General features: G+C 69.6%; 12 protein-coding genes. 3 read left to right on the top strand and 9 right to left on the bottom strand.

What is annotated here, in order from left to right; all coding sequences use genetic code 11:
• Window positions 1–3: 3 nt before the first annotated feature.
• The 3 genes from BLS34_RS10980 to hemC are packed head-to-tail and all read right to left on the bottom strand — an operon-like array spanning window position 4 to window position 3,459.
• Window positions 4–1,767: a mitofilin family membrane protein gene (locus BLS34_RS10980; protein ID WP_093150253.1), complete on the bottom strand. Its 1,764-nt coding sequence runs from the start codon at window positions 1,765–1,767 to the stop codon at window positions 4–6.
• 3 nt (window positions 1,768–1,770) lie between these two features.
• On the bottom strand, window positions 1,771–2,514 hold the full coding sequence (locus tag BLS34_RS10975) for a uroporphyrinogen-III synthase (RefSeq protein WP_093150251.1): 744 nt from the start codon (window positions 2,512–2,514) through the stop codon (window positions 1,771–1,773).
• 6 nt (window positions 2,515–2,520) lie between these two features.
• A complete protein-coding gene (hemC, locus tag BLS34_RS10970) occupies window positions 2,521–3,459 on the bottom strand; it encodes a hydroxymethylbilane synthase (RefSeq protein ID WP_093150249.1) in 939 nt (312 codons plus the stop codon).
• Between the two features lie 108 nt (window positions 3,460–3,567).
• On the opposite strand from hemC, the gene tsaD reads away from it, so the two are divergent.
• On the top strand, window positions 3,568–4,620 hold the full coding sequence (gene tsaD / locus BLS34_RS10965) for a tRNA (adenosine(37)-N6)-threonylcarbamoyltransferase complex transferase subunit TsaD (protein WP_093150515.1): 1,053 nt from the start codon (window positions 3,568–3,570) through the stop codon (window positions 4,618–4,620).
• Between the two features lie 191 nt (window positions 4,621–4,811).
• Window positions 4,812–5,231 (top strand): EVE domain-containing protein, encoded by a 420-nt coding sequence (locus BLS34_RS10960; protein ID WP_093150247.1) that lies wholly within the window; start codon window positions 4,812–4,814, stop codon window positions 5,229–5,231.
• A gap of 70 nt (window positions 5,232–5,301) precedes the next feature.
• Here BLS34_RS10960 and BLS34_RS10955 read toward each other — a convergent pair whose 3' ends face one another.
• Window positions 5,302–6,186 (bottom strand): HpcH/HpaI aldolase/citrate lyase family protein, encoded by an 885-nt coding sequence (locus tag BLS34_RS10955; protein WP_093150244.1) that lies wholly within the window; start codon window positions 6,184–6,186, stop codon window positions 5,302–5,304.
• A 125-nt stretch (window positions 6,187–6,311) separates the two neighbouring features.
• On the opposite strand from BLS34_RS10955, the gene pdxY reads away from it, so the two are divergent.
• A complete protein-coding gene (gene pdxY / locus BLS34_RS10950) occupies window positions 6,312–7,145 on the top strand; it encodes a pyridoxal kinase (RefSeq protein ID WP_093150241.1) in 834 nt (277 codons plus the stop codon).
• Window positions 7,146–7,216: 71 nt separating this feature from the next.
• On the opposite strand, the gene BLS34_RS10945 is transcribed toward pdxY, so the two are convergent.
• The 5 genes from BLS34_RS10945 to rbfA form a co-directional block, all read right to left on the bottom strand.
• Entirely contained in the window at window positions 7,217–7,939 is a 723-nt protein-coding gene (locus BLS34_RS10945; RefSeq protein ID WP_093150239.1) for a glycerophosphodiester phosphodiesterase family protein, read from the bottom strand.
• A gap of 225 nt (window positions 7,940–8,164) precedes the next feature.
• Entirely contained in the window at window positions 8,165–10,282 is a 2,118-nt protein-coding gene (pnp, locus tag BLS34_RS10940) for a polyribonucleotide nucleotidyltransferase (RefSeq protein ID WP_093150236.1), read from the bottom strand.
• A 390-nt stretch (window positions 10,283–10,672) separates the two neighbouring features.
• Window positions 10,673–10,942, bottom strand: coding sequence for a 30S ribosomal protein S15 (rpsO, locus tag BLS34_RS10935; RefSeq protein WP_093150234.1), 270 nt, complete (start codon window positions 10,940–10,942; stop codon window positions 10,673–10,675).
• A gap of 14 nt (window positions 10,943–10,956) precedes the next feature.
• A complete protein-coding gene (truB, locus tag BLS34_RS10930; protein WP_028796202.1) occupies window positions 10,957–11,883 on the bottom strand; it encodes a tRNA pseudouridine(55) synthase TruB in 927 nt (308 codons plus the stop codon).
• The gene (rbfA, locus tag BLS34_RS10925; protein ID WP_093150233.1) at window positions 11,873–12,313 is read right to left on the bottom strand and encodes a 30S ribosome-binding factor RbfA; all 441 of its coding nucleotides are present in this window, start codon (window positions 12,311–12,313) and stop codon (window positions 11,873–11,875) included. The genes truB and rbfA overlap by 11 nt, the downstream gene beginning before the upstream one ends.
• Window positions 12,314–12,325 lie beyond the last annotated feature (12 nt).

The raw sequence follows: 12,325 nt of genomic DNA, 5'->3' as shown, positions 1-12,325 counted from the left end.
GGATCAGCCCCCCGACAGCGTGGCCAGGGCCCGCGACTGCAGGCTGCGCACGGCCCGATCGACGGCGATGCGCGCCTGCGCCTCCGCGATCCAGGGTTGCGCCACCTTGGCCGGGTCGCCATCCAGTGCACCGAGGGCCGCGACGGCCCCCGGCAGGTCGCCGGCATTGGCGGCCGCCTCGGCCCGGTTGACGATGGCGTCGATGTCGTCGCCGTCCGCGGTCTCGGTGCGCCGCAGGGTGACCAGCGCGGCGATGCGGGTGAGCGCGGTGCCGACCACGTCGTCGCCGGCGCCGACGAGGGAGGCGTCGATGATCGAGGCCGCGACCCTCGGGAAGCGCGACCGCAGGTCGGCCTCCGACGGCACGCCGCCGGCATGAGTCCGCAGGGTGCCGATCGCCGTATCGATCTCCGGCTGATCGAGGGCGGCCGACTCCACCGCATCCAGTTCGGCGGAAAAGGCACCGCTGTCGTTGCTGGCGGCGGCCAGAAGATTGGTGGCCAGCAGGAAGGCGCCGGCCTGCTCCTGCTGGTTGCGGCCCTGGGCGACCTTGTCGGCCAGTTCCTTCTGCGTGGCCGCCAGGGCGTCGATCCGCGACACCAAGTCTTCATCGCCGCCTTCCGACGCCGTCTGCAGCCCGCTGACCCGCTCGCGCAGGGCGGCGAGGTCCTCGGACGTGACCGGCGGTGGGCCGGAGTCCTGGGTCTCCAGGGTCGAAATCCGGCTGTTCAGCTCGGACAGGCGGCCCGACAGGTCCGAGGCAACGGCGGAGACGCCGTCGGTCTCGTCCGCGATGCCCAGTCCCTGGCGCACGATCGCCATCTCGTCGGCCAGTGCGGTGAACCGGCTTTCCAGCGCGGCGATGCGCTCGCCCAGGTCCTCGCCGGCGCCGTCGGTGCCGGCGGTCGGGGTTCCGGAGGAGGGAGCCTCGGACAGCCGGTCGATCTCGGCTTCCAGCGTCGCCACCCGGTCGCTCAACGCCTCGAAGGCCTCGGCCGATACCGCCGGATCGCTCCGCGGCGCGGTGGCGACTGCGGCCGGGTCAGACGTGGACGGGCCAGACTCCGTGGCAGCGGGCTCGGTCTGGGCGGAGTCGGTCTGGGCAGACCCGGTCTGGGCGGAGTCGGTCTGGGCGGATGTGGCGGAGTCGGACGCAGCCGGAGGCGTACTGTCCGCCGCAGGGGCGGCGGTATCGCCCGACGCAACCGGTGTCGGCGCATCCGGGTCGGTCTCCGCCGGTGCCTCGGGCAGGGTCACGCCGATCATCTCGGCATAGGGAACCGCCTCGTCGCGCCACTCGGGATAGGTGGCATACCCGACGCCGCCGATCAGAACGATGAGGAGCAGGAAGACGACCAGGCGGGTCGCCCCGCCGCCCCCACTCCCGCCGCCACCGGCGCTTGGGCGTGTCGGGGCCGGCTCCGGGGTCTCCGCCGGATCGGACAGGGGCGTATCGTCGCCGGAGATGGAATCGCTCGACGCCGCCCAGGGGCCGGGGGTCGTGCCTGCGGGGGTCGTACCTGCCGTGTCCGTCCCCTGGATGCCGGCCAGCGAGTCCTGGCCCGCGCCGCCATCCACGGTACCGGAGGCCGCCATGCCGGAAAGGCTGTCGGACGCGCCGTCGGGGCCGACCGCCAGGGCATCGTCGCCCGCACCCGCGGCGCGATCCTGCGCCACGGTCGACGACGTCGCGCTCAGCGTGTCGGCACCCTCGGCGCCACTCACGGTACCGCCTGTCTCGTTCTCGGCCTTAGGCGTCTCCGCCATGGATCAATCCTTCTCCACCTTGCGATCGGACCCGCCTTCAACCACCGCCGCGATCAGCGCCGCCTTCGTCGGGGTCTCAGCTACATGTATGGTGCGCCACGCCAGTTTCGAGGCCATGCGCGCGATCGGGTCGCTCAGACAATAGGCCGACACGGTCGCGCAGGCGGCCTCCAGCTCAAGCCCGTGCGCGAGCCTAGCAAAGGCCTCCGCGCTGCGGGGAGAGAAAAACAGGACCCCCTCCACCGCCCCCGCGCGCAGGCCGGCGACAACCTCGGACGACAGGGTCGCGGCCATCGCCGTGCGGTAGGCGATCCGGCGGATCACCGTGTAGCCCCCGGCCTCCAGCGCCGCCACCAGATCGGTGCTGACCGCCTCGCCGCTGACCCAGACCAGCGGACCGGCCTCGGGCCGGCAGGCGCGTGCCACCAGATCGACCAGCGAGGCCGCGTCCCCCGCCGCGTTCGTCACCGCGGTGAAGCCGGCCTCGGCCGCCGCCCGGGCAGTGGCGTCGCCGACCGCCAACACCGGCAGATCCCGCCGCAGCCCCAGCCGTGCCGCGCCCTGCGCCCCGTTGCCGCTGGTCACCAGGACCGCCTGGAGAGCCGTGGGGAGCGCGTCCTCCGGCTCTATCGTCTCGACCGTCAGCATGGGCGCCGCCAGCGCCTCGATCCCCCGGGCGGCCAGCTCGGCCTGGAGATCGGCGGCGGCCTCCGCGGGCCGGGTGACGATGACCCGTCGTGCCGCCATCCGACGTCAGGCGAGGAAACCGCGCCCGCAGCGCGACAGGATGTCCTCGCCCACCCCACGCCCGAGCGCCTCGGCGTCGCCGGCGGCGGCGCTTGCCATCCCGGCGTGGCTCTGGGTGCCGTCCAGCGACAGGACCAGACCGCTTAGGGTCAGCCGGTCGCCGTCGAGCACCGCATGGCCGGAGATCGGGGTGCGGCAGGACCCGTCCAGGGCGGCGAGCATCGCCCGTTCCGCCGTCACCCGCGCCCGGCTCGGCGTATCGTCCAGGGCGCTCAGCCAGCGGGCGATGTCGGCGTCGCGGGCCGAGGCGTTGCCGTCACGGCACTGCACGCCGATGGCGCCCTGGCTGACAGGCGGCGGAAAGGCGTCCGGCTCCATGATCCGGGTGATGGCGTGCTCCATCTCCAGCCGCTTCAGGCCGCAGACCGCCAGGAAGGTGGCGTCCGCCTCGCCGTCGTGCAGCTTGCGCAGGCGGGTGTCCACGTTGCCGCGGAACATCACTACCTGCAGGTCCGGACGACGGTTCAGCACCAGGGCCGCGCGCCGCACCGAGGCGGTGCCGACCCGCGCGCCCTGGGGCAGGGCCTCGAAACTGTCCGCGTGGGGCGAGATGAAGGCATCGCGCGGGTCCTCGCGCGGCAGCACCGTCGCCAGGATCGTGCCGTCGGCGATGGTGGTCTCCATGTCCTTCATGGAATGGACGGCGGCGTCGATGGCGCCGGAAAGCAGCTCGCCCTCCACCTCCTTGATGAACAGCCCCTTGCCGCCGAGCTCGGCCAGCGGCCGGTCGCGGACCACGTCGCCGGTGGTCTTCACCGTGCGGATCTCGATGGCGCCGTCCCCCCGCAGTTCCGGCCAGGCGGCCATCAGCCGTTCGCGGGTCTCTCGGGTCTGGGCGAGGGCCAGCGCCGATCCGCGCGAGCCGAGGATGATCTTGGCGGTCATGGAGGTCTCGTCTCGCCTCTGTCTAGCGGAGTGTCATCACCGCGGGTTTCGTGTAGACCGAGGCACGATCGAAAGGGAGACCGCGCCGTGCCTTCCGGCCCGCACGCTATTCTAGGCATAGAAACCAGCTGTGACGAAACCGCCGCGGCAGTGGTCGACGGCGATCGGCGGATTCTGTCGAACGTGGTGCTGAGTCAGCTCGACGATCACCGGGTCTATGGCGGCGTGGTTCCGGAGATCGCCGCCCGCGCCCATCTCGACCATCTCGACGCCATCGTCGCCCGGGCGATGCAGGAGGCCGGGCTCGGTTTCGCCGATCTGGCCGGCGTGGCGGCGACGGCGGGACCCGGCCTGATCGGCGGCGTGCTGGTCGGCGCCACCCTGGCCAAGGCGATCGCCAGCGCCCATGGCAAGCCGTTCCTGGCGGTCAATCACCTGGAAGGCCACGCCCTGACCGCGCGGCTGACCGATGGGATCGATTTTCCCTATCTGCTGCTACTGGTCTCCGGCGGACACTGCCAGTTGCTGCTGGTCCAGGGGGTGGGGCGCTACCGGCGGCTCGGCACCACCATCGACGACGCGGTGGGCGAGGCCTTCGACAAGACGGCGAAGCTGCTGGGCCTGGGCTATCCGGGCGGACCGGCTGTAGAGCGGGCAGCAGCCTCGGGCGACGCCTCCAAGGTGGAGCTGCCGCGTCCCATGGTCGGCAAGCCGGGTTGCGACTTCTCCTTCTCCGGCCTGAAGACCGCCGTGCGGCGGCGGGTGGAGGAAGCCGGCGACGGGTTGGACGCCGGCGGCATCGCGAACATCGCCGCGGCCTTCCAGAAGGCGGTCGCCGCGTCCCTGGTCGACCGCACCCGGCGCGCCGTCGATCTGCTGGAGGCCGAGGGCCTGGCCGGCCGGCCGCTGGTGGTCGCCGGCGGCGTGGCGGCGAACGGGACGATCCGCGCCGCCCTGGCCGCTTTGGCGCAGGACCGGGGCATGCGGTTCGTCGCGCCGCCCCTGGTGCTGTGCGGCGACAACGGCGCGATGATCGCCTGGGCCGGGCAGGAGCGGCTGGCGCTCGGTCTGATCGACGGCATGGACTTCCGCCCCCGCCCGCGCTGGCCGCTCGACCCGGATGCGGCTCCCTCCATCGGCGCCGGGCGGGTGAAGGCGTAGAGGAACCCACCCCTCTTCCCACTCCCCGGATTTATTCCAGAGCCCACCCTGGCCAGCGCCCGATCGGTGAAGTCTGCGCGGGGTGACGGGTAGGCCCCGGAATAAATCCGGGGAGTGAGAAGGGGTTGGATCGATCACCCAAACTCGGGCTAAATCCTCCGAGCAGCATCGAGGCGAGAGGCACCGACACCATGGCGTACTGGTTGTTCAAATCCGAGCCGGGCACCTGGTCCTGGGACGATCAGGTTCGCAAGGGCGATGTGGGCGAAGGCTGGGACGGGGTGCGGAACTATCAGGCCGCCAACAACATGAAGGCAATGAAGGTTGGCGACCGCGGCTTCTTCTACCACTCGGTCAACGAGAAGCAGATCGTCGGCATCGTCGAGGTGATCGAAGAATACCACCCGGACCCGACCGACAAGTCCGGGCGTTTCGGCATGGTAACGATCAAGGCGATCCAGCCGGTAGAGAAGCCGGTGACCCTGGCCGACATCAAGGCCGCACCGGAACTGGAGGACTTCGCCCTGGTCCGCCAGTCCCGTCTGTCCGTGGTGCCGGTCACCGACGCCCAGTGGCGGCTGATCCTGAAGATGGCGGAGACGACCGTCTAGGCGGCCGGCGCCCGCTTCCCACACCCCACCCGTCATCCTGACGTGCGTCAGGAGACGGTGTGAGGTGCGCCTACGTCGTCGAGCCCTCCAGTTCCCGGATCATGTCCGCCATGGCGACCAGCCGTTGCGCCTCGGCAACGTGCAGGCCCTCCACCAGTTTGCCGTCGACCTGCAGCACGCCCTTGCCCTCGGCCATGGCGGCGGCATGGGCCTCGGCGATCCTGCGGGCCCAGGCGATGTCCTCCGCGCGCGGCGAGAAGGCGGCGTTCGCGGCGGCGATGGTCTTGGGATGGATCAGCGTCTTGCCGTCGAAACCCAGTTCCCGCCCCTGGCGGCAGACCGCGGCAAACCCCTCGTCGTCGTTCAGATCCGCATGCACCCCGTCCAGGATCGCGATGCCATGGGCCCGGGCCGCCAGAAGGCAGAGCCCGAAGGAGGTCATCAGCGGCATACGGTCCGGCGTGTGCAGGCAGTGCAGGTCCTTGGCCAGGTCGTTGGTGCCGAGCATCAACCCCGCCATGCGCGGCGTCGACGCGGCGATCTCCTGAGCCGCCAGCACGCCGCGCGGGGTCTCGACCATGCACCAGACCCCCATCGCGTCCGGCGCACCGTTTCGCTCCAGCAACGACTCCGCCTGGCGGACCGTGCCGCCGCTCTCGACCTTGGACAGGATGATGCCATGGGCCGGCTGGCCGGCGGCGAAGACCAGATCGTCATGGCCCCAGGGGGTGTCCAGCCCGTTGACCCGGATCAGGATCTCCCGGCTGCCGTAACCGCCGGCCGCCAGCGCCGCGGCGATGGCGTCGCGCGCCGCCTGCTTGGCGTCGGGGGCGACCGCGTCTTCCAGATCCATGACGATGCCGTCACAGGGCAGGCTGCGGCCCTTGTCGAGGGCGCGCGGGTTGGAGCCCGGCATGTAGAGGACGGAGCGGCGGGGACGGGTGACGGCGGTCATGGGCGGGCGTTTCCACTGGTTCGGGTTCGATTTGCTGCCGGCGAGCCTAGCCGCCGGCGCGGCACTCGACAACGCACCGGATTTGTCCCGCTGACGAGGCCGGCCGAACCGGTTATGACGGGGTCATGCCGATCCTCGCCCTCTCCTCCCATGTCGCCGTCGGCCATGTGGGCAACGCCGCCGCGGTTCCGGCCCTGGAACGCCGGGGCCACGAGGTCTGGCGCGTCGACACGGTCAGCTTCTCCAACCATCCCGGCCACAAGAAGTTCACCGGCTCGGTGCGCGAGGGACACGAGATCGCCGAGCTGCTGCGCGGCGTCGCCAACCACACCGGCTGGCATGGAGTGGAGGGGATCTATTCCGGCTATCTCGGCACGGCGGAGACCGGCCGCGCCTTCGCCGGGGTGCTGGACGCGATCGAGGCGGCGAGCCCGGAAGCGGTGTATCTGTGCGATCCGGTGATCGGCGACCACGGCCGGGTCTTCGTGCGCGACGGGATCGAGAACGCCTTCCGCGAGCGGCTGGTGCCGCGGGCCACCATCATCACGCCGAACGCCTTCGAGCTGGCGCGGCTGTCCGGCCATCGGGTCGAAAGCGTGGCCGACGCCCATGACGCGGCCGTGACGATCCTGGAATGGGGGCCGCAGGTGGTGGTCGCCACCGGCGTGCCCGACGGCGACCGTCTGGCCGTGGTGGCGGTGACGGCGACCGAGAACTGGGTCGCCCGCTCGCCCTGGCACGACCGGCCGTTCTTCGGCACCGGCGACCTGTTCGCCGGGCTGTTCCTGTCGCACTGGCTGGAGCATCGCAGCGCCGCCCCGGCGCTGGCCCGCACCGTGGCCGGGCTGGAGGTGGCGACCGCGGCGACCAAGGCGGCCGAGTCCGTCGACCTGGTGCTGATCGCCAACCTGGACGCCATCACCACGGCGCCGCCCGCCGAGGTCCGGCCGATCGTCTGAGCGGTCTAACCCATTATAGATAGAGCAAATTCACACGAGCCGATGTTTTCATCTGATCGTGTGAATTTGCTCTAAAGGCCGAGCAGCGCCGGCGGGTCGTCGGTGACGATGGAGACCATGCCCCAGTCGTAGAGCTCCCTGGCCCGTTGCGGATCGTTAACGGTGTAGACCATCGGAATCCAGCCGCCCGCCACGATCGCCGTCACGTCCTCGGGGCCGTGCACGTCCTTGGTGCCGGGGATGACCGCGTCCACGGCCAGGTCGCGCGCCGCCTCGCGCCAGTCGGCCGGCCGGCCGGTCAGCAGCAGACCGCGGATGTAGTCGGGTGCCGCGTCGCGCACCACACGGAGCGCATTGCGGCTGAACGAGGTGATGACGATCGGGTCTTCCGGCCCCCAGCCCTCGGCCGCCAGCACCGCGAGCACCGCCCTGGCGGTCGCCGAGCCGGTGCCGGCATCCGGCTTGATCTCCAGATCCAGGCCGAGGCCGATCTCGCGGCACAGGGCGAGGCACTGGGCCAGGGTCGGCACGCCTTCGCCGTTTCCGGCATCCACCGTCGCCAGCTCGGCGGAACCGCGCGCGACGACGGGTCCCTGCACATCGGTGGTCCGGTCCAGGCTGGCGTCGTGCATCAGCACCGGCACCCCGTCGCCGGCGAGCTTGGCGTCGATCTCGACCCAGGTCGCCCCGGCCGCCTTGGCCGCGCGGATCGAGCCCAGGGTGTTCTCCGGCGCCAGGGCTTTCGCCCCTCGATGGCCGATCAGGCGGGGCGGGGTGAAGGGGCGTGCGGGCATCGGTGTCTCCGGATGGGATGGCCGCGGAGAATAGCGCAGGGAGGGTGGCGGGAAAATGACAGGCTGAGACGCTGCCCAGTACCCACCGCCCACTACGCACACTTCCCTTCTCCGTCATCCCGAACTTGTTTCCGGATGACGGAGAAGGGAGAAGATCGGCAAGCAAAAAAACGGCGCGGCAACCGAGGCTGCCGCGCCGCTGATTTCCGTCGAAGCCGGACCGAGTTACTCGGCGGCGGCTTCCAGGTCTTCGCCGGTCTCCTGATCGACGACCTTCATCGACAGCTTGACCTTGCCGCGGTCGTCGAAGCCGATGACCTTGACCTTCACCTTGTCGCCTTCCTTGACGACCTCGGTGACCGCTTCCGGACGCTTGGCCGAGGTGAGCTGGCTGATATGCACCAGACCGTCCTTCGGGCCGAGGAAGTTCACGAAGGCGCCGAAATCGAGGGTCTTCACGACCTTGCCGTCGTAGATCTTGCCCACTTCCGGCTCGGCGGTCAGCGAGTAGACCCAGTTATGCGCGGCGTCGAGCGAGGCCTGCTCGACGGCGGCGATCTTCACGGTGCCGTCGTCGTCGATGTCGATCTTCGCCCCGGTGACCTCGCAGATCTCGCGGATCACCTTGCCGCCCGAGCCGATCACGTCGCGGATCTTGTCGACCGGGATCTTGATGGAGATCATCTTCGGCGCGGTGTCGGACACACCGTCGCGGGCCGAGGTGAGCGCCTTGCCCATCTCGCCCAGGATGTGCATCCGGCCGTCCTTCGCCTGCTCCAGCGCGACCTTCATGATCTCGCGGGTGATGGACGTGATCTTGATGTCCATCTGCAGGGCGGTGACACCCTTGTCGGTGCCGGCGACCTTGAAGTCCATGTCGCCCAGGTGATCCTCGTCGCCCAGGATGTCGGACAGGACGGCGAACTTGTCGCCTTCCTTGATCAGGCCCATGGCGATGCCGGCCACCGGACGGGCCAGCGGCACGCCGGCATCCATCAGCGACAGCGAGGTGCCGCAGACCGTCGCCATCGACGACGAGCCGTTGGACTCGGTGATCTCGGAGACCACACGCAGGGTGTAGGGGAAGGCTTCCTTGCTCGGCAGCAGCGGCTTCACCGCCCGCCAGGCCAGCTTGCCATGGCCGATCTCGCGACGGCCCGGGGACCCGACGCGGCCCGCCTCGCCCACCGAGAACGGCGGGAAGTTGTAGTGCAGCAGGAAGTGCTCGCGGTACTCGCCCTCGAGCGCGTCGATGATCTGCTCGTCCTGGCCGGTGCCCAGGGTGGCGACGACCATCGCCTGGGTCTCGCCGCGGGTGAACAGCGCCGAGCCGTGGGTCCGGGGCAGCAGGCCGACCTCGGCCACGATCTGGCGCACGGTCTTGGTGTCGCGCTCGTCGATGCGCTTGCCGGTGTCCAGGATGCGGCCGCGCACGATGTCGGCCTCCAGGCCCTTCATCAGACCCTTGGCGGCTTCCTTCTCGGCCTCGTCCTCGATCGCGGCGAGGGCCTTGTCCTTGGCGGCCGCGAGCTTGTTCTGGCGCTCGGACTTGTTCGGCTCGTCATAGGCGGCTTCCAGGTCGGCCTTGCAGGCCGCCTCGAGCTTGCCGCGGATGGCGTCCAGGTCCAGCGGGCTCTCCGGCAGATCCATCGGATCCTTCGCGGCGGCCTCGGCCAGCTCGATGATCGCCTTGATCACCGGCTGGAAGCTGTCGTGACCGAAGTTGACGGCGCCGAGCATGATCTCTTCCGACAGCTCGGAGGCCATCGACTCGACCATCAGCACACCTTCTTCGGTGCCGGCGACGACCAGGTCGAGCTCGCTCTCGGTGCGGGTCACGTCCATGGTCGGGTTCAGGATGTACTCGCCGTCCTTGTAGCCGATGCGCGCACCGCCGATCGGGCCCAGGAACGGGGCGCCGGACAGGCACAGGGCGGCCGAGGTGCCGACCATGGCGACGATGTCGGGATCGTTCTCCAGATCATGGGCGAGAACCGTGCAGATCACCTGCACCTCGTTCTTGAAGCCCTTGACGAAGAGCGGACGGATCGGCCGGTCGATCAGGCGCGAGGTCAGGGTCTCCTTCTCGCTCGGACGGCCCTCACGCTTGAAGAAGCCGCCGGGGATCTTGCCCGCGGCGTAGGTCTTCTCCTGGTAGTGGACCGAGAGCGGGAAGAAGTCGATGCCCGGGCGCGGCGTCTTGGCGGCGACCACGGTGCAGAGAACGGCGGTGTCGCCGTAGCGGGCGAGAACCGCGCCGTCGGCCTGGCGGGCCATCTTGCCGGTCTCCAGGGTGAGCGTGCGCCCGCCCCATTCGATTTCCTTGCGGTAGACGTCGAACATTACGTGTCATTCCTCAGTTCCGAACCGACGAACATGACCCGCCGCGTTCCCCTTTTCCCTCCGGTCGGCCCGTGCCGCGGTGGATGCCCGCGACCGGATGGACCAACACGGCCAACCACCGGCAGCGCACAGCCGATGGTGACTCGCGATCTAGAAGTGCGATGAAGGAAAAATGGACGCTCCTTGCGTCATGGCGCCCCAATGGCGGCCTTCGGTTCTCATATTTCGTCTCTTTTTGCGCGCGCGTTCTTTGACACGGAACGCCCCGTGGGTCAACGCGGACGTGCCCGAGACCCGAAGACGACAAAACCCCGGAAAGCCAGGGGCCATCCGGGGTTCGTGTCTCGTCGTGTCGTCGGCGAGCCTACCGGCTTACCGATCCCCGCACGCTTAGCGGCGCAGGCCCAGGCTGGCGATCAGCGCGGAATAGCGGTCGTTGGACTTCTTCTTCAGATAGTCCAGCAGACGGCGGCGCTGGCCGACCATCATCAGCAGACCCCGGCGCGAGTGGAAGTCGTGCTTGTGGGTCTTCATGTGCTCGGTCAGGTTGACGATGCGCTCGCTCAGGATCGAGACCTGCACCTCGGGCGACCCGGTGTCGCCTTCCTTCTGGGCATATTGTTTGATGAGCTCTGCCTTGCGCTCTGCAGTAATCGACATCGTCCTCTCCTTATCTAGAGGTTCAGCACCCTGACCGGACGAATGGCGCCGCTTTCGATCCGCGCGATGGCGACCGGGACCGTGCCGTCGGTGGCATAGACCAGATCGCCTTCCTGCAGATCACCGAACCGGTCCCGATCCATCGAGCGATAGACCGGAACACCCTGTCCGTTGCGCAGCGTCGTCGCCTCGGGGCCCTTCAAGGCCAGCGCCGGGATGCCGTCCAGCGCGGTCTCAACGGGCCGCAGGTGCTCTAAAGAGGCGGGGTTATGCATCAGCTCCGCCAGGGAATCCAGCGAAATCGCGCGCTCGGCCGAGAACGGTCCGACCCGAAGCCGCCGCAGATCGCGGATATGGCCGACCGTGCCGAGCGCCAACGCCAGATCGCGGGCCAGCGAGCGCATATAGGCGCCCTTGCCCGAGGTCACGCTGAACCGCGCCTCGTCCCGGCTCGGCATGTCCACCAGGCGCAGATCCAGGATCTCGATGCGCCGGGAGTCGAGCTCGACCTGCTCGCCGGAGCGGGCCAAGTCATAGGCGCGCTCGCCGTCGACCTTGATGGCGGAGAACTTCGGGGGAACCTGCTCTATTTCGCCAACGAAACGGTCGAGCACGCCAAGGATTGCGGCCTCATCCGGCCGACCCTCACTGCTCGCCACCACCTCGCCCTCGGCGTCGTCCGTCGACGTCGCCTCGCCCCAGCGCACGGTGAAGGCGTAGTCCTTGGTGGCGTCCATGACATAGGGAACGGTCTTGGTCGCCTCGCCCAGGGCGATCGGCAGCACGCCGGTGGCCAGCGGGTCGAGAGTGCCGGCATGGCCCGCCTTGGCGGCGTCGAACACCCGGCGGACGGTCGCCACCGCCTGGGTGGAGGTGATGTCGACGGGCTTGTCGAGGATCACCCAGCCATGGACCGGATTGCCCCGCTTCCTACGCGCCATTGTCGTCCGGCTCGCCGTCTTCGGTGGGGTTTTCGGAGGTGTTCGCCACGTCCTGGCGGATCACCGGATCGTTCAGGATCGCGCTCATCCGCTGGGAGGCGTCGAAGGCGGTATCGCGCTTGAAGGTCAGGCGGGGGGCGAACTTCATCCGCACCTCGCGGGCGACCTGGCCGGAGAGCCGGCCGGCGACGCGGCTCAGGATCGGCAGGATGTCGGCGATCTCGCCGTCGATCGGCGGGATCACCCAGACCGTGGCATTGCGCAGGTCCGGCGAGACGCTGACCTCCGACAGGGTGATGCGCACGCCGGACAGGGCCGGCTCGTGCAGCTCGCCGCGCTCGAAGACACGGGCAAGCACGCGGCGGATCTCTTCCCCGACACGCAATTGCCGCTGGCTCGGGCCCTCGCGGGCCTCGTCACGCTTCGCCATGGTCGTAATCCC

Source organism: Thalassobaculum litoreum DSM 18839 (genome assembly GCF_900102465.1).
Lineage (GTDB): Bacteria > Pseudomonadota > Alphaproteobacteria > Thalassobaculales > Thalassobaculaceae > Thalassobaculum > Thalassobaculum litoreum.
Note: the sequence above shows the minus strand (reverse complement) of the source record. Positions and strands in the feature narration are given on the sequence as shown.